Source organism: Bradyrhizobium sp. 4 (assembly GCF_023100905.1).
Classification (GTDB): Bacteria; Pseudomonadota; Alphaproteobacteria; order Rhizobiales; family Xanthobacteraceae; genus Bradyrhizobium.
The window spans coordinates 1,289,488-1,310,137 of record NZ_CP064686.1; the positions used below are offsets into that span (position 1 = coordinate 1,289,488).

A 20,650-nucleotide genomic window follows, 5' to 3' on the forward strand; every position below is an offset into this window, starting at 1 on the left:
GCGCTGTCAGGACGAGCCCCATTGCCATCGCGGGGCGGCCGTCTGTTGCAGGACGCAACGAACAGGATAAATTTTGGCGGACGATTGCTGTGGGGCTGAGTAGCGAGGATGCTGCGCTCGAAGCTGGATTGTCACAACCTGTCGGAAGCAGATTATTCCGAAGTTGGGCGGCATGCCACCCAGCGTTGTTCAGATCTCCGATAAAACCGCTCTCTGGGCGGTACCTCTCGTTGGTAGAGCGCGAGGAGATCGCACTTTTAAAGGTGCAGGGCCATTCCATGCAAGAGATTGGACGTCGCCTGGGGCGGGCTCCTTCGACAGTCTCCCGTGAACTGCGGCGCAACGCGGCCACTCGCGGCGGCGGGTTGGAGTATCGGGCAACAACTGCCCAATGGCATGCGGATCGATCCGCCCGCCGGCCCAAACCGAGCAAGCTTGCGCTCAATGCGACCTTGCGCACATATGTGGAGGAGAGACTTGCTGGCGGCGTCGTCGCCCCGAGCGGCGCTCCCGTTCTTGGTCCCGCCGTTCCGTGGAAGGGCCGGCGGCATGGCCCGCGCAAGGATTGGCGATGGGCCAAGGCCTGGAGCCCTGAGCAGATTGCCCGACGCTTGCCGATCGACTTCCCGGACGACAAGACGATGCGCATCAGCCACGAAGCTATCTATCAAGCTCTCTTCGTTCAGGGCCGTGGCGCGCTCCGCCACGAGCTGACCGCCTGCTTGCGAACAGGACGTGTATTACGGATGCCCAGGGCGCGCGTACGCAGGCGAGGCAAGGGCTTTGTCTCGCCGGAGATCATGATCAGTGAACGCCCTGCTGAAGCTGCCGATCGAGCAGTGCTCGGACATTGGGAGGGAGACCTCATCCTCGGTCTTGGCAGTTCGGCAATCGGCACGCTGGTCGAGCGCACGACGCGCTTCACGATGCTATTGCACCTTCCCCGGTTGGCGGGGCATGGCGAAGCTCCGCGCGAAGAACGGAGCTGCGCTGGCGGCACATGGGGCCGAAGCCGTGCGCGATGCGATCACGCGCACCGTCATCACCTTGCCCGAAGAACTGCCTCGCTCGCTGACGTGGGACCAGGGGGCCGAAATGGCTCAGCATCATCGTCTCAAGATCGATGCGGGTATCCAGGTCTACTTCTGCGACCCGCAAAGCCCTTGACAGCGCGGCGTTAACGAGAACACCAACGGATTGCTGCGGCAGCGCTTCCCGAAAGGGACAGACCTGAGCATCCACAGCGCCGACGAGATATCCGCTGTGGCAGCGGCCCTCAATGCCCGACCGAGAAAGACACTAGGCTAGAAAACGCCGGCGGAGGCGCTTGACGATCTTCTGTCATGAGTGAAAATAACTGGTGTTGCGACGACCGAGTGAATCCGCCCTGGCTGCCCTGATCGGAGTGGTGCAATAACTCGTTGAGCTTGCCGCGCCGCCAGATGGCCATCAGCAGGGCGTCGGCAACCAATTGGGTCGTCATTGTTGGCCGCCTTCCGCGGTCCAGATGTAAGTGAATTCGGCGATCCACTTCTGGTTCGGCCGCTCGGCCACGAACTGCCGGTCCAGAACGTTCGACGCTACGGTTGGGACCTGGCGATCGCCTTCGTCCTTCGGCAGAGGTCGGCGCCGTGGTCGCGCCCGCAGAGCCTGCAAGCGCATCAGCCGTTCGATCCGGTGCAGACCGCATTCGACGCCATCCGCCAGCACGTCACGCCAGACCCGCCGTGCGCCGTAGGTCATAACCACCTCCGGCTTCATGAAACACCCAATCTCGGTGTCCATCAAACCGGCAGCAGCTCAAGCGAGGTGGGTACCTAACCTATCCCACCGCAACTCGCTGCCAGGGAAGCAGTGCCCCCCTTTCCACGTCCTTCATCTAGCAATTTGCGCTGCACTTGATTGGACAAGAACTGCCATATTTCCAGGCTGGTGCTGGTTTCTCCACATCTTCCTGTGTGCGCGTGGAATTTCAGCCCACGTGAAGACTTCGGACAAGCAGGGATCTATACGCCTTTCAAGAACAAGCCGATTCGCTTCCCACAATTGATATGGATTGGCGAAATGGCTACCTTGCACTCTTTTCTGTCGCATCCAGATAAAGCGCGCGTCCATCGTAAGGTTGTAGCCAGAGGTCCCACCACACAAAACAACCATTCCGCCTCGTTTCACAACGTAGCAGCTGACCGGAAATGTCATTTCTCCCGGGTGTTCGAAGACAATGTCGACGTCGTTACCCTTTCCTGTAATATCCCAAATGGCCTTTCCGAAACGGCGCACCTCCTTCATGTAGGTATTGTATATAGCCGCCTCGCTCGCATCGGGAAGTCGACCCCAGCAGGAGAATTCCTGTCGGTTTATCACGCCCTTGGCCCCCAATGACATCACATAGTCTCGCTTCAAATCGTCAGAAACGATACCGATCGCGTTGGCCCCCGCTAAAGTTGTGAGCTGGACTGCCATCGAGCCAAGTCCCCCGGCCGCACCCCACACTAAAGCATTTTGACCTGGTCGGATCACGTGTGGTCGATGACCAAACAGCATCCTGTATGCAGTCCCCAGCGTACCGGCATAGCAGGCGCTTTCCTCCCAACTTAGATGGGTTGGTCGAGGCAACAACTGACGCGATTGAACTCGCGCGAATTGTGCAAACGATCCGCCCGGAGTTTCATACCCCCAGATTCTCTGAGAAGGCGAGAGCATAGGATCCCCACCATTGCACTCGACATCGTCGCCGTCGTCCTGATGAGAATGGAGGACTACCTCGTCACCTACCCTCCATTTCTTCACGCGATCTCCGACTGCCCAAACAATTCCGGCAGCATCGGAGCCGGCGACGTGATGAGAATGCTGATGCACATCGAGCGGGGAGACCGGCTGTCCGAGAGACGCCCAGATGCCATTGTAGCCTACTCCCGCCGCCATAATCATGACTAGAGCATCATCTGATCCGAGGACAGGCGTATTAACCACCTCCACTTGCATTGCAGTCTCAGGATCGCCATGTCGCTCACGACGGATGACCCAAGCATACATGTGCTTCGGTGCATGACCTAATGGAGGAATTTCCCCAATTTCGTAAAGGTCCTTGGCGGCCGGTTGGGCATACTTCACCGCCTCGGGATCGCCGCTGCTGTGTTGGTCGATTCCAGTCATGTGTGCCTCCTCTCGAGCAATTGAACTGAGATGCGCATCACAAGTCCGATCAATACGCGGGGCTACTGGCAGCGGTGTCAGGCGACTGCCGCACTCTACGGACTAGTTTGCACGTCGCATCGTTTTTAGCCCCCGGAGTCTCGTTGTCCTGAAGCGCGAAGCGGCTTCCGAGGCGGTGCGGCAAGTTGCACAACGAATGTCCATTGGCTCAAAATGAGCGACGCCATGTATCGCGCGGGCTTTGATTCTCATAGATCGTCCGGTTTTGATCAAAAATAAGATCACATCTATTATAAGAATTGTCAATAGTAACGCGACACCTATTGGGAGAGTTTTGTGTCTTGTCTTGATCCGCAAAATCGATAAGAATTGAAGCGCGCGGGAAAACTGACTAGACGACGCGGTAAGAGTAGAGATCGGTCGCGTGATAAGTCCTTAGCAAATGGGCCGCCGCCATTTTGCGCGAGTTCTCCGATGTTATGAATTCACGTAAGGACTTCATTCAAGGACCCTGAACCATGACGTCGCCTGTCGTCCACTTGATGAACTTACACGGTGCAAGCTATGGCTAGTGAGGACGTTAGGCGATTTACTCCAATCACAGAGTCAGGAAACTCTGGAAGCCAAAAAGCCGTCTCGCGGACATTTGATGCCCCTGTATCAAGACTTGCTTCGGCGCGGCGTATCATTTTGAAAGTTGGGTCGGCTCTCATTGTCGATCAGGCGAGCGGGGAGATGAGAGAGCCATGGCTTGAGACGTTAGCCGAAGACATCGCGCAGCTTCGCCGTCGTGGCCAAGATGTCGCTGTGGTTTCATCTGGCGCCGTCGCCATTGGAAGACATGCTCTTCATCTACACAAAGAAGTCCTACCAAGGGCGGAGCGGCAAGCTGCCGCGGCCGTTGGGCAAATGCAGCTTGCCAGAGCATACAGGGAAATGTTCGCGAGACATCGGCTTACGGCAGCGCAAGTCTTGCTCACTTTGGATGATACGTCCGAAAGGCAGCGTCTGCTCAACCTTCGCGCGATCTTGATCAAGCTTTTAACGCTCCAAGCCATTCCGGTACTCAACGAAAATGACGCGATAGCGAGTTGCACAGCCAGCTTCGGCGACAATGATTGTCTTGCCGCTCGCGCGGCACGGTTGATTGGAAGCGACATGTTGGTGCTTCTGTCTAACGTCGCTGGTCTTTATTCGACCGATCCAAACAACTCATCAAACGCCAGTTTGATAAGGGAGGTGCATGATGTGACGCCAGAAATTCGGCGCATGGCCGGAGGCGCGCGGCCTGGCTATAGCTGTGGCGGCATGGTAACCAAGCTCGCGGCCGCTCAGATCGCACTTGCCTCCGGATGCGCCATGATTATTGCGGATGGCCGCGATAGGCATCCTCTCTCAGCTATTGATTCCGGTAAGCCATGTACCTGGTTTCATCCCTCAACTGCAGCACGCGTTGGTCGAAAGAGGTGGATCGCGGGAACATTGAAGCCCGCTGGCTTCCTTGTCGTTGCTGGTTCCGCAGCAATGCGGCTCCAGCTAGGAGAAAGTCTCTCTGTCGCGGGAGTGATATCATTTGGCGGAGACTTTGTTCGTGGTGATGCCATTGTGATACGAAATTCCCACGGCAACGAACTTGCTCGAGGTCTGTCAATCTGCTCGAGCACAGAGCTGCGGTGCGCTATTCGGCGCTCCGAACTAAACAGTGGATCATCTGAACTTGACCAGGTCGTCCACTGCGACGATTTGGCGCTTACGGAATAAGCGACTGTCCGATTGGCAGCGCAAATGAGAGCCGGCTCCGCAACGTGGTCGATAAGTGGAGTTTCCGCCTGAAAGCAGCGATGATCGCGGCGAACAGGAGGGACCATGAACAGACGACCGCGCCGAAACCACAGCCCGGCTTTCAAGGCGCAGGTGGCGCTTGCCGCCGTCAATGGCGACCCGACGATATGCCAATTGGCCGAGCACTTCGACGTCCACCCCAATCAGGATCCGGTCCTTCCAAGCAGAAGGAGAAGGGTTGTGCAGAGAAGCCTTTGTCGCAGTCGAGCTCAGCTCGTTCTGGAGCATGAAAATCACAATCGTCAAGCGCCAGCGGAGCGAAGCAGGGAAGGACTGATCGAGGCCTTGGCGGGCCTTCTGCTGGAAAGCCGTGAGGGCGGAGGAATCGGCGATGAAGGGGTCGGCGATCAGCAGCAAGATCACCTCTGAACACCTCGGCCGTATCCCCGCGGTCTACGTTTACCAATCGAGCAGGGCGCAGGTCACGGGCAATCTCGAAAGCCAGCGCCGGCAATATGACCTGGCGGGCGCTGCGGAGAAGGCGGGGTTCGCATCGGTAAAGGTGATCAACGACAATCTTGGACGTTCCGGTTCCGGCAGCGTGCAGCGGCCCCGCTTCGAGCGGCCTGTGGCGGTGGTTTGCTCCGGCGATATCGGAGCCGCTCACTGGATCCTTCGCGGTTAGCGCGAAACGGGCGCGACTGGCACCACCTGATCGACTTGTGAGTCGTGGTCGAGTAGCTCAGCCATTTGGCTTTCGCCCTCACAGATCCGGGCAGGCGGCTTTCCCGCACCCGGCTCTTCCCGAGGGTAACCCGCGTCATATCCGCGCCTGCGCCCAAGTGCGAGTGATGCGTGGAACGGGCAGACGGAAGCGTGCCGTCAGGACGCGGCGAAGGAGAGAGCCGAGGCTGTGATCAAGGGCCGATCGCGGAGCGCGCCGGATCCAGGTTCTCATCGCAATCGCGGCTGCTTGCCTGCCCATTTGCCGCGGGTGGAATGGATCATCGCGCCTGCGAGCACGCTCTGTCCGAGGACGTCAGCAAACGCTTCGACGTGATCCCGGCGCAGTGGCGGGTGTTGGTCACGCGCCGTCTGAAATACATCTGCCGCCACTGCTCGGGCCCTGCCGTGCAGGCGCACGCACCGGAGCACGTCCTGCCGACCGAAGCGACGATTGCACACGTGATCGTCTCCAAGTTTGGCGACCATACGCCGTTTTACCGCCATGCGAGATCTATGCGCGTCAGCATCCAGCTTAATCGGGCGACACTGGGCCACTGGTCCGGCCGGGCCTGCTTCCATCTTCAGCCCATCGCGGACCACATGCGCCCACCGCCTAGCCATAGCGGATCGTCTGTTCATGGACGAAACCACGGCGGCGGTAGCTCGATCCCGGGCGAGGCCAAACGAAGAAGGCCTACTCCTGGGCGATCGTCTCCGACGACCGCGGCCACACGGCCCGAGTCCGCCGATCGTGCTGTTCCGATATGCCCCTGATCGCAGGGGTGCCTTTGCAGAGTAGTTCCCGGATAGCTTTTTGCGGACACTTCCGGCAATGCGATGCCTATGACGGTTATGACCGGGTAACCGAAGTTGCTCGACCGCACGGGCCGTGGACGCTCGTGCATTGCTGAAGCCATTTGCGCAGGCGCTGCGGCGCATCCTAAAATTGGCGTAACAGCAAATCGCCGATCGCCGAGGCCGCCGTTCGGCACATTGCTCAGCTTTACGCCATCGAAGCCATGGTGCGCGGCTCATCGCCGGAAATGCGGTTGGCCGCGCGCAGGGAGCACGTCGCCGCGTTAAAGCTTTGGTTCGAGAAACAGCTGTCGATGATCTCCAGTGATTCGACGCTGGCCGAGGACATCCGCTACGCGCTCAACCACTGGGAAGGGCTGACCCGCTTCCTCGAAGACCGGCGCCTCGAGCTTGACACGAACCCAGTCGAAAACGCCATCCGGCCAGTCTGCCTGACCAGAAAAAATTGCGCTCTTCGCCGGTCACGAAGTCGGCGCGGAAAACTGGGCCCTGCTCGCCTCGATCGTCGTCACCTGCAAGCTCAACGACGTCAACCCGGCCGCCTACATCGCGGAAACACTCGAGACGATCATCGATGGCCATCCCCCATAGCAGAATCGAAGACCTCTTGCCGTGGCGATTCCACAAAGCGTCAAGCCTGCGTCCATAGGGTGACGGCTAAGCGCTTGCCCAGACCGGATTGTGCTCCTCGCTTCCAATTCGTTCCGAGCTACGCGAGAACGGCAGCAAACTCGTAGAGACCCTCGATACCGATCCAGGCAGCCTGAGCGCCATGCCGGCGCAGTAGCCTCCGTCAACATCCAATTCGGCAGCTCACGGCAAAGGTCAAGCCGCTCATCCGTGTAGATGCACGTCAAATCCTTCCCGCGCCGAAAGGGGATACCTGCAGCGTTCGCCTGAACAGCGGGCGCCACGCATACGCGATCGCTGCAAAGCGAAAACTGTATGTAGAATGTCGCTTATTGTACGGTAAGCGTAGCGCCGCGGCCCTTTAGATTGTCTGTGCGCGATCTTGGGAGCACCGTTAGAAGAGTCATCTTCTGCAAGGGTGCTCATAATGGACGACCATTCGGACGACATAAGACGACCATTGACACAGCGTATCGAAGTGTACGCCGGCGCAGGCCGTAAGCAGTGGCCGGATGATTTGAAGGCCCGGATTGTCGCGGAAAGCCTTGAGCCGGGCGCGGTTGTAACAGATATCGCACGCCGGCATGGCTGCCGGCCACAGCAGGTGCATGACTGGCGGCGCCGGGCGCGTTTAGGTCAACTGGTGCTGCCAGCTGCGGCGGGTGCACTGTCGTTTGTGCCGTTGGTGTCGGAATCGTCGCCATCGGCGGCTGCCGCGCCCTCCTCATCGCCGGAAGCAGCCGTTGTGACGGTTGAGCTCCAGGGGGCACGAGTTGAGGTGCGAGGGACGCCTGGACTTGCCGTGCTGAGTGATGTGTTTGTTGCGTTGCGCCGGGCACGTTCATGCTGACGGCTCCCGCTGGCCTCATGATTTACGTTGCGACCCGACCTGTAGACTTCAGGAAGGGCGCGGATGGTCTGGCGCTGTTGGCGAAGGAGACGCTGGGCCACGATCCGATGAAGGCGTGGCGGTGGTCTTCCGTGCGAAGCGCGCTGATCGGGTGAAGATCGTGGTCTGGGATGGTAGTGGCCTCGTGCTGTATTGGAAGCGGCTTGAGGGCAGCGCCTTCAAGTGGCCGCCGGTCGTTGACGGCGTCATGCGAATGAACGCCGCGCAGTTGTCCGCGCTTCTGGCCGGCATGGATTGGACACGCATGCATGCGCCTCGAATCCCGCAGCCGAAAGCGCTTGCGTAGGACATAAAATCTTCGCTGCATCGGGGCGCGAAGCATGGCAGACTCGGGCCAATGAGTGATTTGCCTGATGAACTGCCGAGCGATCCAGCCGAGTTGCGTGCCTTTGCCGCGGCTCTGCTGGATCGCTGCGCCAGGCTCGAGCGGTTGCTCAAGCTTGCAAAAGACGCGCAGTTCGGTCGATCGTCGGAAAAGCTTGACGCTGATCAGCTCCAGCGTAAGCGTCGCTCTGAGGCCCATTTGATTGGTGCTTGACGTCTATTTTGAACGCGTGGTGCGCCGGCGCGGCTTCCATATTTCCGACAATGCGTTGACGGCGGCCTCGAGGGCCTTCCGGTCGATTACGTTGGGATCGAACCGCTCTGGGCCCCAGCGGCGCATATGTTCGTGCTCCGGATGAGCAGGGTCGCTGATGGCGTCGAGGTATTCGGCATAGCCTGGCGCACCGCCGACGTCTTCCGGAGGACAACGACCGGCGGCCTCGAGCAGGAAGGGCATGCCCTCCGTCGTGGTGTTGTCGAACCATTTTTCGAGCTTGATCACATGGTCCCAGCTGTCGCCGAAGTCATAGAGATAGTGGATCGTCTTGGCGCCAGTCTCTCGAACGATATCGCAAAGCCGCGCTTTACGGGCATCCATGGGCTGGTGGCCGTAATCATTGTCGGGGTCGGGAATCCCCCAATGTGCCTCACCAGCGAAGAACTCGAAGAGATGGCTATTCGTCCAGCCAAACGCCGCCTGAAGCGTCAGATGCAGCCGATCAAGGCGCAGCGTGAGCGGCACGACAAGGCATCGCATCACCTCCGGTTTCACGTCCTTGAGAGTCACTTTGATCCGGACCGCGGTCGTGCTGAGGCTCATGCCGCAAGCCTCGGATCTTGTGCATGCATCGTATAGGTGGATGCCCAGGGAAGCAGTTCGTCCAGCCGTGCCGCCGGCCAGCCATTGACGAGCTTTGCGAGAACGTCGGCAAGCCAATACTCGGCGCTGACGCCGTTGAGCTTACAGGTCTCAATGAGCGACGCCAGCAATGCCCAATTCTCAGCACCCTCGTCACACCCGGCGAACAGGGCGTTCTTGGCATTGAGCTTGATCGGCCGCATCGCACGCTCGACTGCGTTGGTGTCCATTTCGATGCGCCCGTCATCAAGGTAGAGCGTCAAGCCGTCCCAATGACGCAGTGCATAGCGTAAAGCTTTCGCCGTCTCACTCTTCTGCGCGAGGTGACCAAGCTTCGCCTCAAACCACTGCTTCAAGGCTGCAGCCAACGGCCGGGCATGCGCCTGCCGGCCCGCGCGGCGCTCGGCGTCAGATCGGCCACGGAGGACTTTCTCGACCGCGTAGAGCTGGGCGATGCGCTCGAGGGCCTCGCGGGCAACCGGCGCCGGCGCCGGCGAAGCCTCGCGCTCGATCTTCACAAACTGGCGCCGGAGATGCGACCAGCAGAATGCGAGCGTCCCGGACAAGGCGTCCGCACGCGTCTCTCGCATCATGGTCTTGTAAGCCTGATAGCCGTCGCAGTGGATGATGCCGCGATAGCCTTCGAGCAGTCGCAAGCCATGAACGGCGCCGCGGCCTGGTGCATAGGCATAGACCACGCCGGGCGGATCAGGCCCGGCCCAAGGCCTGTCATCGCGCGACAGCGCCCAGAAGTAGCCGGTTTTGGTCCTGCCGCGCCCGGGATCCAGCACCGGCGCCGGGGTCTCATCGACACAGAGCTTCGGAGAGGCGAGCAGAAGCTGGCGCAGACGATGCCACAAGGGCTTCAATTCCTGGGCCGCATAGCCGACCCAGAAGGCGAGCGTGGAACGGTCGATGGCAATACCGTGCGTCGCCAGCATCTGCGTCTGGCGGTAAAGCGGCAAATGCCAATGATACTTGGCATCGATCACATGCGCGACGAGCCGCTCGGTCGGCAGTCCTCCCCTGATCAATCGCTCGGGAGCAGCATGCTGGAGGACGACGCCGTGACAGGCGCGGCAGGCCAGTTTGGGGCGGCGGGTGACGATAACGCGATACTGCGCCGGTACGACGTCCAGCCTCTGGCTCTCATCGTGACCGATCTCAAAAAGGTCGCCTGCGCAGCACGGGCAGCAGGTTGCAGCGGGCATCAGGGTCTCGATGATGCGCGGCAAATGCTCCGGCAGCTTGCCACGATTGGCCCTGCGCTCGGCAGCTCTCTTCTCGCGTGTTTTGGGATTGGCGCGGTCCTCGGCTGCTTCGAGAGCCGCGACAGCCTGATCAATATCCTCCAGAATAAGCTGGAGCTGATCAGCGTCAAGCTTTTCCGACGATCGACCGAACTGCGCGTCTTTTGCAAGCTTGAGCAACCGCTCGAGCCTGGCGCAGCGATCCAGCAGAGCCGCGGCAAAGGCACGCAACTCGGCTGGATCGCTCGGCAGTTCATCAGGCAAATCACTCATTGGCCCGAGTCTGCCATGCTTCGCGCCCCGATGCAGCGAAGATTTTATGTCCTACGCAAGCGCTTTCGGCTGCGGGATTCGAGGCGCATGCATGCGTGTCCAATCCATGCCGGCCAGAAGCGCGGACAACTGCGCGGCGTTCATTCGCATGACGCCGTCAACGACCGGCGGCCACTTGAAGGCGCTGCCCTCAAGCCGCTTCCAATACAGCACGAGGCCACTACCATCCCAGACCACGATCTTCACCCGATCAGCGCGCTTCGCACGGAAGACCACCGCCACGCCCTTCATCGGATCGTGGCCCAGCGTCTCCTTCGCCAACAGCGCCAGACCATCCGCGCCCTTCCTGAAGTCTACAGGTCGGGTCGCAACGTAAATCATGAGGCCAGCGGGAGCCGTCAGCATGAACGTGCCCGGCGCAACGCAACAAACACATCACTCAGCACGGCAAGTCCAGGCGTCCCTCGCACCTCAACTCGTGCCCCCTGGAGCTCAACCGTCACAACGGCTGCTTCCGGCGATGAGGAGGGCGCGGCAGCCGCCGATGGCGACGATTCCGACACCAACGGCACAAACGACAGTGCACCCGCCGCAGCTGGCAGCACCAGTTGACCTAAACGCGCCCGGCGCCGCCAGTCATGCACCTGCTGTGGCCGGCAGCCATGCCGGCATGCGATATCTGTTACAATCGCGCCCGGCTCAAGGCTTTCCGCGACAATCCGGGCCTTCAAATCATCCGGCCACTGCTTACGGCCTGCGCCGGCGTACACTTCGATACGCTGTGTCAATGGTCGTCTTATGTCGTCCGAATGGTCGTCCATTATGAGCACCCTTGCAGAAGATGACTCTTCTAACGGTGCTCCCAAGATCGCGCACAGACAATCTAAAGGGCCGCGGCGCTACGCTTACATTGTACGGCACGACCACGGAACACAAAGGGTCGCCGGCAAAGGGATCTCGCCCGAAGCCTTCCTGCACCAGCAATGCCAGGACCTGCATGCCTTTGCACATGTGAGTGTGACCGGTTGCGATCCAGATTCTCGCCCCTGCTGCGATCGGGATCATCGCCGTCCTCACAAGGCGGCCGTCACCTGAGAGAGACGAAGGAATGGACCGAGGATCCAGATCGTCTGGAAGCCGCATACGTGCCTGCCGATGTCGGAGTTGCGACCAAACCAAAGCGTGCGACGAGAATGATCGCACGTGCGATAGCCGCGTCTCTACCCTTCATGTGGGTTGCCGGTGATATCGGCGAGGTCTTGCGACATCGAACAGCAGCTACGGGCACCCAAAAGCTATGTGCCCCGGATCAGCAGCTCTCATGTCTTCCGATCCTGGGGCAAGCGATAGATGGTTGCCGGCAAGGCCGAAGACATCGCCCGGACGCGGCGACCGTCCGACTGGAAGTGCTTGTCGGCGGGAGCCGGAATCAAAGGACCGAGGCTGCATGACTGGTGCTATCTCGAACTGGCCGATCTCGAGGTCAACGAATGTGAACACTGCAAATAAGGTCTGTGGACGCGCGGTCTGCTGATCCGTCGCGATATCGCCGATGGCGATCGCCTTCTTCAGCACCTGGCGTCCAGCGGGAACGTCCATGGAATCGCTGGTGGCGGTCGAAGGCCGTCGGTGGGCGCTCGAGGACAGCTTCGAAACCGCTAAAAACGAATTCGGGCTCGATCACAACGAGAGCAGGTCCTGGCATGGCTGGCTTCGCCACGTGCCCCGTTATCCTCGCCTTCGCCAGATGGCGGCGATCCACCATCGGGCCAATTCCGCCACCGCCCAAAAAAGTCAAACGCCGCACCCGGCAAAAGCCAAAGCACACCCACGCCGCCGCTGATCGGTTGGCCATCCAGGAAATCCGCCGCATCGCCATCAGGCTTGCTCGAAAGTGAATCCAACCCGAGCATGTAATCGCATGGTCATTCTGGCGCAGAGCTCACCAGGCGCCGCTTAGCGCGCGTATCTCGAAGCAACAACTGTAATGTTAGGCAGGATCCTCTCGCGGACATACCTCATTCAGGATCGTGACGCCAGAATGCACGGCCTCAGTAGGCGCCCATCGCAAGCGAAATTTTCCGCGCCGCTGTGATTGTTGCCGGCACGAGTTTTTCTCGGGCCTCACGAAGCGTTAGCCGACTGCGAGGACCGCAAAGACTAATCCCACCCAGCACCGTGTTTGAACCATCAACAATGACAGCCCCCACAGCGGTTTCGTGCTCGAAATATTGTGATTCCGACACGACGGCCTCCTCCTGCGCGACCTTCTGCAAGAGCTTGCGCACCTTATCGGGTGTGACCGCCTTATCCGGATATCTCTCGTAATTCGTGCCGCGAATGATATGCTCTCGCTCATCTGCCGGAAGGCGAGCAACAATCGCATGACCTACGATGCTGTAGAGAGCGGGCATTCGAAGGCCGACTTGTACATTCATCCCGACAATGTCCAAGCTGGGAATACGCCAAACGAGGATGACGTCCATGCCGTCTAGCACCATGAGATTGACGGTTTCTCCAGTCTTCTGGTGTGCTTCAACCAGAAACTGCTGGGCTCGCTCGATCAATCCGTCGCTATAGGTATAAGCATAGGCGAACTCAAGCAGCCGGGGGGACGGCGAATATTGCTTAGTATCTTCGTGCTTTCGTACCAAGCCCAGTTGATCGAACGTAAAAAGAACGCGCTGGGCTGCGCTTTTGTCCAAACCTGTCAGCTTTGTGACTGCAGCGAGGGTTAATCGCGGTCGTTCGCGGCTGAATGCATAAAGCACCAAAACAGCTTTCTCAATTGAATTCACAAACAGCGAATGGTCGCGGGTATACTCTTTCCGCCGTCCACGACCCTTGGAGACCGCCTTTGTGATCGTTTTGGGATGAATTTGGCCACATTGCAACGCTTGATGTTCCGACATCGACTTGAATTTCATCGCCGTAAGAGATCGGCTCTATGCAAAGATCGGCTTATTGACCCCGTTCAGGGCAAACCCAACGAGACTTAAAATGTCAAACACCGGTCTACCTGTCTTTCGCTGAATTGCCTGGGCAAATGGCGGCAAGTTGTGACACTCGCAAACAAACGCTTTGATGTCGGGAAAGCGCTCCAGCAGCAGCTCCGAAGCGCGCGCGACGCAGGTTTCTATCCTTTGCAACTCTAGTCCGCCAATCCCCTTTAGGTAAGGGTCAGCGAACTCCTTATTGCGCTGCAAGCCAAGAACTGCTGTGGGCACGTCATCGGAAACACCTGCTAAGTGCAGATATTCCTTTGTAAGCGCTTCATCGTCTGCGGTAATTACGGCTACGCGCCCCGCCACCAGACGGTGTACAAGTGGAATCTGAAGCAGTGATGACGCCACAAACGGGATCCGTAGCTGTCTTGCAATCGCATCTTGCAGAGGAATAAGAAATCCGCATGTGGTCGTGACGACATTGGCGCCCTGTTCTTGCAATTTAAGCGCACCTTCTAAATACGGCGCTAGGAGAGCTGCATTTGGGGCAGGGCGCACCACGTCGTCAGGAGTCAGCCCGCGAGCAACGTGCAAAATGGTTCGGCAAGGATAGGACTCTGCATTGCCCGCGTCCCCCGCGGGACGACGAAAGGACCTTTCTGGTAGTACAATGACGCCGACCGTGATCATAGCTCTTCCCAGTTGATTGAGGACTGCTCGAATGCGCACCGAATAGGAGATGCAAGCATTTGCCGCTTCGGTCCACTACCAACATCAGCAGTTGATCTAACCAGGGTATACGGTACCATCGGGTTGCCCATAGCAATATACAAAGTTTAAGTGTGAAATCAAAATAAACACAAATTCATAGTTGATCGATAATTTCGTCTAACCTGAGGAGGTTGAAGAAGATATCCCAACGCAGGTACAGGCCCACTACGCTCGGTCCCGGCAATCATTCGGCGCACGCTGAGAATTGCAGCGACCTTCACATGAGGCAATCATGCAGGAACGGAAATTGGTGTCATCCTGGATCACGCCTAAGGCAAGTAACGGTTTTGAAAGCGCCATTGCCGGACGCGGGGTCGTCGCTCTCGAACGGATCCAGAACGGTGAGGTGGTCGCCGTTAGAAGCGGACATGTCATGACCCTCGATGAGTGTCGCTCCTTAAGCCAAGGTCGCCTGGAGAACAACTGCTTCCAGATCTCTGATGATCTGTGTCTTGGGGCAGTGAGCGAGGAAGAGTATGAGTCGATCCAGACCTTCCTCAACCACTCTTGCGACCCAAACGTGGGCATAGCAGGGAACGTGGTAATTGTTGCCATGCGCGGGATCGAGCGGGGGGAGGAACTCACACTTGACTACGCCACGCTGGGCAATAACAGCGATAAATCGATGCACTGCTGCTGCGGCGCCGCGCGGTGTCGGAAGATCGTTACTTTTCGCGACTGGCGACTACCCGAGCTTCAGGAAAGATATCAAGGCTATTTCGCCTTCCATCTCACCCCGCAATTACGCTCGGGATAAAGCGACGCAACCTGAGTGCGTATGAGGAGATCACCGCCGAGTATAACAATATGGTCTACGGACGCGAGGTGCGAGGAGGTTGAGGCGCGGCCAATGTTTTTGTCCTGACACAAGCATTTTTGGGGTTCTCGACAGACAGTCTGCTGCAAGTTCGCGCGGCTGCTACCGAGCCAGGGAAGAGCGCCACGCACCACAACTGCCATCCAGCGGCAGCACGAGGAGACCAAGCGACGGATCAAAAGGCAGACGATGCCGCCGTTTGGCTCTGACCGGGCGTAGCGGACGAACACATTCGTTGGTTATCCTATGTACTCATCGCAGCTTCACATTGGGACCCTTCGTGCAAAACTTCTCGCCTGAATGTACGTTCGGGAGCCCGGCCTTCGATGCGGCAGGCCCATCTGGGCAGCGAGAAAGTTTTTCGGGGATTTCGGCGGCGACACGTCATAGACCTCACAGTGGGGAAGAGCGGTCGCCGGCTCCAACTATGCGTACGCCGAGGCCTGCCCAAGCGAAATCTCAACGTCGCGTCACTAATCGTAACGGGTGTTTTGATCGCGCCTTTTCCTTAAGATTACGATCGGCGAGTGTGACGATCTCTGAATCGGGGAGATCGTGTTGCGTCTACGCTTAACCATACGCTTGAGCCGGAGGCAACGACGGCGCGCCAGCTTGAGGTTATCGCCGGAACGGGCCGTCGCCCGGTGGTTCTCGGCAGATGACAAGGCCCGGATGATTGAAGAGACGTTTTCCCGGGGTGCGGTGGTGTCGGAAGTTGCGCGGCGGCATGAGCTTGCGTGTAGCAACTGTTCACGTGCGCGCATTTGACGGAGAGCTTAGAGCAGACGCGAGCTAGCCTGCGGGCATCTATAACCCGGAGCCTCGCTTCGCGAACGCCGGCCGCACGCCCTTGACGCTGGTCTCTTCCATCTCGGTCGCAATCGTATGGCCGTCCCGCTGCGCCAACTCACGGTTTTCCATTTGGCGCTGGCCAGCATTTGTTCTGCCGCAATCGATAAGATATCGGGCACGTGGTGCTTTCGTGGTTTGCCACGGGCTTTGGTGATCGGCCAAATGAGCTTCACATCGACCGGATACACTTTCTGGTGCCGAGGGATACCGACCGCCCAGGCCAGCCCGCGCTCTGTTAGCCCTTGTCGAAACGGCGCGCTGAGGCCGTATCCTGCATCCGCCAGCACACATCCAAAGCGTATGTTGGCTGCCATCGCGCGGTCAATCTCGGCCAAAGCGATCTCCGGCTTGGACCGCGGCGTTCGGTGTTCGACTGGCACGCGAGCGCGCTTCAAGCGAGGCATGTCGCTTGTCCAGCTGTCAGGCAGAAAGAGACGTAACGCGACCATCACGGGCACTTCCCCGCGCGCAAGCGTTAAAGACACCAGCGTTTGGCAATTTGCAGTTTTACCGAGAGCCGACGCGTATTGAGCCGCAACACCGACCGATCGCTCACCCTTTTTCGGCAGTGAGGTGTCATCAATAACCAGCACCGCATCCCTGCCGCCGACAAGTCGGTCCGCCTGGTTGAGCAGCTCTGTCTCTAGCGGCGTCGCGTTCCAGACGCCGTCCGCAATGAAATGGTGCAACTGGTCGTAGTTGCTCGTGGCAAGGCGTTCCGCCATCGGCTGAACGCTCTTGCGATCGCCAGGACCGATCAATCCCGCAACATATAGAGGACACATCCGCTGTCGGGTCTTATGACCCAGCCGGTCCAAGAACGGCATCAGCCAGCGTTCGAGTTCGTCTTCCCATCCCGGCATGGTCAGCCCTCCAAGAGCCGACCACCCATGAATCATTGAAAAATTGATTCGGGAATCCTATAAATCGCGGCAAAATCAACAATCTGCCAAAGTAGTGCTAATCTGATGGCGGTCTTCTGCATTCTCAGCTGGCGCGTGCTCTGGCTCACCATGCTCAATCGCACGGCCCCAGACGCGTCACCGAAGATGGCCTTGACGGACACCGAGATCGCATTGCTCGATGAACTCATCAGCGACGTCGGCAATCGACGATGTCGCCCTGGAACCCTCGCATTCTACTTGACCAAACTTGCACGATTGGGTGGCTACCTGGCCAGGGCCGCCGATCCGCCACCCGGAAATGTTGTCATCTGGCGCGGACTCTCCAGACTCACCGATATCGAACTCGGCGCCGAAATCGGAGCGGCTGGAAATGTGGGTAATTGAAAGGTCCACCGGAGGCTTACGCTCCAGCCGCACCGGACGGAGACATTCAAGCTCTCCACGAACCAAACTTCATGGCCAAAGTGCGCGACCTCTTGGGCCTTTACGTCCGGCCGCCGGAGCTCGGTGTCGCATGCGTGGATGAGAACCAGTCCGGGCCGGTGGAGCGCAGCCACCATGCTGCCGATGCGTTTCGGCCAGCCGGCCCGAAGGAACCATGAGTACAGAAGACATCGCACCACACCGCTGTTTGCCGCTCTCGACATTGCGAGCGGACGAGCCATCGGCGAGTGCTAGGGAGGTCACCGTGCTGCCAAATTCCGTCAGTTCCTCGACGAGGTCGAGGCCGCTGTGCCGCGCGACCAGGCGCTCGGTGTACTTAATGGATCCGTATTGGGCGGATTCAAACGGTCGTCGCAACACCAATTGTTTTCACTCATGACAGTAATTCGTCAAGCGCTTCTGCCGGCGTTTTCCAGCCCAGTGTCTTTCTCGGTCGGGCATTGAGGGCCGCTGCTACAGCGGATATCTCGTAGGCGCTGTGGATGCTCAGGTCTGTGCCTTTCGGAAAGTACTGCCGCAGCAACCCGTTGGTGTTCTCGTTAGTGCCGCGCTGCCAAGGGCTTTGCGGGTCGCAGAAGTAGACCTGGATACCCGCATCGATCTTGAGGGGTCGTGCTGAGCCATTTCGGCTCCTTGATCCCAAGTCAGCGTGCGACGTAGTTCTTCGGGCAAAGTGATGATGGTGCGCGAGATCGCGTCACGCACGGCTTCCGCCCCGTGTCCCGCAAGCGCAGGTCCGTTCTTCTTGCGCGGAGCTTCGCCATGACCCGCCAACCGGGGAAGGTGCAATAGCATTGTGAAGCGCGTCGTGCGTTCGACCAACGTGCCGATCGCCGAGCTGCCAAGACCGAGGATGAGGTCTCCCTCCCAATGTCCCGGCACGGCTCGATCGGCCGCTTCAGCGGGGCGCTCACTGATCATGATCTCCGGCGAGACAAAGCCCTTGCCCCGCCTGCGTACGCGCCCCCTGGGCACGCGCAACACGCGGCCGGTTCGCAAGCAGGCGGTCAGTTCGCTGCGTAGTATACCGCGGCCCTGAACGAAGAGAGCCTGATAGATGGCGTCGTGGCTGATGCGCATCGCTCTGCCGGGCGGGCAGCCCGGACCGATCCGGGAAGCTGCCTGCTGGTCGCCTGGAAGGCGCCCATTCTTTGCCATGGCTGAAGAGAATGCGCGGCGCAAGGGTGCCGGAAAGAAGGAAACAGCCGTCTTCGCCAAGCTCGTCAGCGGGGACTGGATTGGTCGCTACGACTTTTTTTCATAATAGGAGCGACCGGGTTCGTCAAAAGTTGGTCAGCCTGTGCCCTCGGCCACAAGGCCTGCCGCGACAACCGCTCGGTTCTCTACCATCCCCGTCCCAAGATTGTTCGAAGATGGGCCACTCGCGCGGGGGATGGACGTTGTGCCCGCTTGCTCAAAACCCTTCGCCGCGCCCAGCTTCTGATTTTGGACGATTGGGGATTGTCGGTATTCACCGCCGCCGAGCAGCGCGATCTACTGGAAGTCCTTGAGGACTGCCATAGCCGCGCCTCCATCATCCTGACAAGCCAACTCGCTGTGGAGACAATTGGCGGTGCTGGTTTTCGACATTTTTTGAACCTGCCACTGGCCTTATCCGGGCGAGCGCCAGCATGCCGCCTATGAAGTTGATCAGCTGTTAAAACGGCAGAAGCGATCGCGGCCCCTCAGGCATAGTAGACAAAAAAACGCGCCTCGAGACTCTCACGTGGCTTCGCATTCGGAAACGCACGACGATTGTCGAAAGCCGCATGGACAGCCTTGGGATTGCAATGCACCTCAGAATCATAGCCCTTAAACAGAATGAATTCGTCCGCTGTCATCTCCGGAAAGTAGTACCAACGGTGAGCCGGATTGAAGTGCGCGAGGCATAGCCTCAACGGGGTGTTAAGAAACGTGCGACCTTCCACTACGACAATGTCGGCATCGTCAACGGAGCGGCCATCGCAGAACGCTAAGGGAAAATCCTGCGGAGGCGGCGAGAATGCATGCCAAGTTTGAATTATCATCAATCGAGAATACGCTCGACTCGGAATGCTTTGCGATTCATCCTCAATCGCGGCAAGCATGGGGCCGGCTATCGGCGCGTAATCAATGTGAGCCAATCCATCCGGCTTCAATACTCTGGGAATGGGTCCCCCGCCGGCAGAACGAAGGATCACGCCAGATCTGCGTGGTACGACCCACGACGCATTGAAGTAATTCTTGATAAACGGAACCATTTCTTTTAGATACCTGTCGCGCATAATCTCCGGATCATGCTCCTTTGCACAGGACACCTTGTGCTTAATTAGAGTGAAACCTTCTCGGTCAAGGGATAGCTCGTTAACGATCGGGCGCGCGTTGCGGATAGTGACGTCGTAGCCGAGCCCGAGCAAGTCGAAGCTCGACAATACAACTTCGGGACCTTTTTCGTCAGATGCGCGTCGAGCGAATATGATCTTACCTGCCACCGGCTCGAACTGGTCACGGTTTACTTTTACTGTCGATGATTCCGTTGTCGGGTTTGCCATGGGTTTGTTTCCTCAGTTCTACAATGGCTTTCTCTAGTGCCAATACATAAGCGAGAGGCGACGCCGAATGGCTGCAAAATGCCGCCTCAAAGCGCGGAAACTGCGCAAATATAGGGTGGGTCGTGCTGGATTTCGACGCTGAACCGTTGCGCCTTTGCGACTCTGGCACATGGTCCACAACCGAGCAGCGGCACGTTGAAACACCGCATGTTGTTGACCCGGGCCGGATTAAGCCTACTTCACCCCGCGGCACTCCGCTTGGCAGCCCAACAGGCAGATGCTCCACTTGTTTGTCGTGGCCATTTTCGAGCAGGTCCTGGCCGACGGTCGCGTCGGCTCGACGGCTCGAACTCGCCATCAGGTCATCAACGATTACGAGAAAAGACTAGCCTCTTTTCTGGGATCGATTGCGGCGAACACACCTGGGCGACAACTCCAACACTGCTGCAGACGGCGAAAACGACTGGCGTCGATCCGTTCGCCTGGCTCGCCCCAACATTTTAGCGTATCGCCAACGGCTCGCCGACCAGCCGGCAAGATGCCCTTCAGCACGCAGCCCCTTTGCCGATCCCACGCAAATTCCAAAGCGTTCCATGCACTTTCATTTTGCCATCCGATGACGAGGAACCGTATTTCCGGCAAGCCAGGCGTTTGCACGC

17 protein-coding genes and 10 pseudogenes are annotated in these 20,650 nt (G+C 58.8%); 16 read left to right on the top strand and 11 right to left on the bottom strand.

The window, feature by feature from the left end:
• Window positions 1-20: 20 nt before the first annotated feature.
• Window positions 21-1,347, top strand: a pseudogene (locus IVB45_RS05990) (IS30 family transposase).
• 40 nt (window positions 1,348-1,387) lie between these two features.
• Here the strand turns inward: IVB45_RS05990 and IVB45_RS05995 are convergent.
• Together IVB45_RS05995 and ccrA are read right to left on the bottom strand one after the other, a co-directional pair.
• A pseudogene (locus IVB45_RS05995) lies at window positions 1,388-1,740 on the bottom strand (IS3 family transposase); the annotation flags it as partial.
• A gap of 135 nt (window positions 1,741-1,875) precedes the next feature.
• Window positions 1,876-3,156, bottom strand: coding sequence for a crotonyl-CoA carboxylase/reductase (gene ccrA, locus IVB45_RS06000; protein WP_247360872.1), 1,281 nt, complete (start codon window positions 3,154-3,156; stop codon window positions 1,876-1,878).
• A gap of 564 nt (window positions 3,157-3,720) precedes the next feature.
• Here ccrA and proB point away from each other — a divergent pair.
• From proB to IVB45_RS06045, 9 genes and pseudogenes are all read left to right on the top strand, one after another.
• Window positions 3,721-4,917 (top strand): glutamate 5-kinase, encoded by a 1,197-nt coding sequence (gene proB / locus IVB45_RS06005; protein ID WP_256469452.1) that lies wholly within the window; start codon window positions 3,721-3,723, stop codon window positions 4,915-4,917.
• A 105-nt stretch (window positions 4,918-5,022) separates the two neighbouring features.
• Window positions 5,023-5,145 (top strand): annotated as a pseudogene (locus IVB45_RS06010) (transposase); the annotation flags it as partial.
• Between the two features lie 184 nt (window positions 5,146-5,329).
• Window positions 5,330-5,661 (top strand): annotated as a pseudogene (locus IVB45_RS06015) (recombinase family protein); the annotation flags it as partial.
• A gap of 276 nt (window positions 5,662-5,937) precedes the next feature.
• Window positions 5,938-6,438, top strand: a complete 501-nt coding sequence (locus IVB45_RS06020; RefSeq protein ID WP_247360875.1) for an IS66 family transposase zinc-finger binding domain-containing protein — start codon at window positions 5,938-5,940, stop codon at window positions 6,436-6,438.
• A gap of 236 nt (window positions 6,439-6,674) precedes the next feature.
• Window positions 6,675-6,881: pseudogene (locus tag IVB45_RS06025) on the top strand (transposase); the annotation flags it as partial.
• Between the two features lie 100 nt (window positions 6,882-6,981).
• Window positions 6,982-7,071 (top strand): transposase domain-containing protein, encoded by a 90-nt coding sequence (locus IVB45_RS06030; protein ID WP_247360878.1) that lies wholly within the window; start codon window positions 6,982-6,984, stop codon window positions 7,069-7,071.
• A gap of 466 nt (window positions 7,072-7,537) precedes the next feature.
• The gene (locus IVB45_RS06035; protein WP_247365184.1) at window positions 7,538-7,960 is read left to right on the top strand and encodes a transposase; all 423 of its coding nucleotides are present in this window, start codon (window positions 7,538-7,540) and stop codon (window positions 7,958-7,960) included.
• A pseudogene (tnpB, locus tag IVB45_RS06040) lies at window positions 7,954-8,306 on the top strand (IS66 family insertion sequence element accessory protein TnpB). Before IVB45_RS06035 ends, tnpB (IVB45_RS06040) begins: the two are co-directional and overlap by 7 nt.
• Window positions 8,307-8,357: 51 nt before the next feature.
• Window positions 8,358-8,519 (top strand): annotated as a pseudogene (locus IVB45_RS06045) (transposase); the annotation flags it as partial.
• A gap of 42 nt (window positions 8,520-8,561) precedes the next feature.
• Here IVB45_RS06045 and IVB45_RS06050 read toward each other — a convergent pair.
• Genes IVB45_RS06050 through IVB45_RS06065 form a run of 4 tightly spaced genes read right to left on the bottom strand, consistent with a single transcriptional unit; the run spans window position 8,562 to window position 11,547 of the window.
• Window positions 8,562-9,164: a plasmid pRiA4b ORF-3 family protein gene (locus IVB45_RS06050; RefSeq protein ID WP_256469503.1), complete on the bottom strand. Its 603-nt coding sequence runs from the start codon at window positions 9,162-9,164 to the stop codon at window positions 8,562-8,564.
• Window positions 9,161-10,726 (bottom strand): IS66 family transposase, encoded by a 1,566-nt coding sequence (locus IVB45_RS06055; RefSeq protein WP_247478075.1) that lies wholly within the window; start codon window positions 10,724-10,726, stop codon window positions 9,161-9,163. The genes IVB45_RS06050 and IVB45_RS06055 overlap by 4 nt, the downstream gene beginning before the upstream one ends.
• Before the next feature lie 51 nt (window positions 10,727-10,777).
• A complete protein-coding gene (gene tnpB, locus IVB45_RS06060) occupies window positions 10,778-11,131 on the bottom strand; it encodes an IS66 family insertion sequence element accessory protein TnpB (protein ID WP_091898177.1) in 354 nt (117 codons plus the stop codon).
• A complete protein-coding gene (locus tag IVB45_RS06065) occupies window positions 11,125-11,547 on the bottom strand; it encodes a transposase (RefSeq protein WP_247807601.1) in 423 nt (140 codons plus the stop codon). Before IVB45_RS06065 ends, tnpB (IVB45_RS06060) begins: the two co-directional genes overlap by 7 nt.
• 282 nt (window positions 11,548-11,829) lie before the next feature.
• Between IVB45_RS06065 and IVB45_RS06070 the strand changes: the two are divergent.
• Window positions 11,830-12,569, top strand: a pseudogene (locus IVB45_RS06070) (IS701 family transposase); the annotation flags it as partial.
• Between the two features lie 208 nt (window positions 12,570-12,777).
• On the opposite strand, the gene IVB45_RS06075 reads toward IVB45_RS06070, so the two are convergent.
• Window positions 12,778-13,653 (bottom strand): IclR family transcriptional regulator, encoded by an 876-nt coding sequence (locus IVB45_RS06075; RefSeq protein ID WP_247356790.1) that lies wholly within the window; start codon window positions 13,651-13,653, stop codon window positions 12,778-12,780.
• An 18-nt stretch (window positions 13,654-13,671) separates the two neighbouring features.
• Window positions 13,672-14,361, bottom strand: coding sequence for an aspartate/glutamate racemase family protein (locus IVB45_RS06080; RefSeq protein ID WP_247356788.1), 690 nt, complete (start codon window positions 14,359-14,361; stop codon window positions 13,672-13,674).
• Window positions 14,362-14,674: 313 nt separating this feature from the next.
• Here IVB45_RS06080 and IVB45_RS06085 point away from each other — a divergent pair, with 313 nt between their 5' ends.
• Window positions 14,675-15,199, top strand: a complete 525-nt coding sequence (locus IVB45_RS06085; RefSeq protein ID WP_247356787.1) for an SET domain-containing protein-lysine N-methyltransferase — start codon at window positions 14,675-14,677, stop codon at window positions 15,197-15,199.
• A gap of 836 nt (window positions 15,200-16,035) precedes the next feature.
• Here the strand turns inward: IVB45_RS06085 and IVB45_RS06090 are convergent.
• Window positions 16,036-17,010, bottom strand: coding sequence for an IS701 family transposase (locus IVB45_RS06090; RefSeq protein WP_256469504.1), 975 nt, complete (start codon window positions 17,008-17,010; stop codon window positions 16,036-16,038).
• Between the two features lie 69 nt (window positions 17,011-17,079).
• Between IVB45_RS06090 and IVB45_RS06095 the strand changes: the two genes are divergently transcribed.
• A complete protein-coding gene (locus IVB45_RS06095) occupies window positions 17,080-17,400 on the top strand; it encodes a hypothetical protein (protein WP_247359224.1) in 321 nt (106 codons plus the stop codon).
• Between the two features lie 433 nt (window positions 17,401-17,833).
• Here the strand turns inward: IVB45_RS06095 and IVB45_RS06100 are convergent.
• Window positions 17,834-18,540 (bottom strand): annotated as a pseudogene (locus IVB45_RS06100) (IS30 family transposase); the annotation flags it as partial.
• On the opposite strand from IVB45_RS06100, the gene IVB45_RS38975 reads away from it, so the two are divergent.
• Window positions 18,518-18,724: a hypothetical protein gene (locus IVB45_RS38975; protein ID WP_275992084.1), complete on the top strand. Its 207-nt coding sequence runs from the start codon at window positions 18,518-18,520 to the stop codon at window positions 18,722-18,724. The pseudogene IVB45_RS06100 and the gene IVB45_RS38975 sit on opposite strands and share 23 nt — an antisense overlap.
• Window positions 18,724-19,104 (top strand): ATP-binding protein, encoded by a 381-nt coding sequence (locus IVB45_RS06105; protein WP_276011505.1) that lies wholly within the window; start codon window positions 18,724-18,726, stop codon window positions 19,102-19,104. Before IVB45_RS38975 ends, IVB45_RS06105 begins: the two co-directional genes overlap by 1 nt.
• 41 nt (window positions 19,105-19,145) lie before the next feature.
• Here IVB45_RS06105 and IVB45_RS06110 read toward each other — a convergent pair whose 3' ends face one another.
• Window positions 19,146-19,991, bottom strand: a complete 846-nt coding sequence (locus IVB45_RS06110) for a CmcJ/NvfI family oxidoreductase (protein WP_247359222.1) — start codon at window positions 19,989-19,991, stop codon at window positions 19,146-19,148.
• 298 nt (window positions 19,992-20,289) lie between these two features.
• On the opposite strand from IVB45_RS06110, the pseudogene IVB45_RS06115 reads away from it, so the two are divergent.
• Window positions 20,290-20,492, top strand: a pseudogene (locus IVB45_RS06115) (IS66 family transposase); the annotation flags it as partial.
• Window positions 20,493-20,650: the final 158 nt, after the last annotated feature.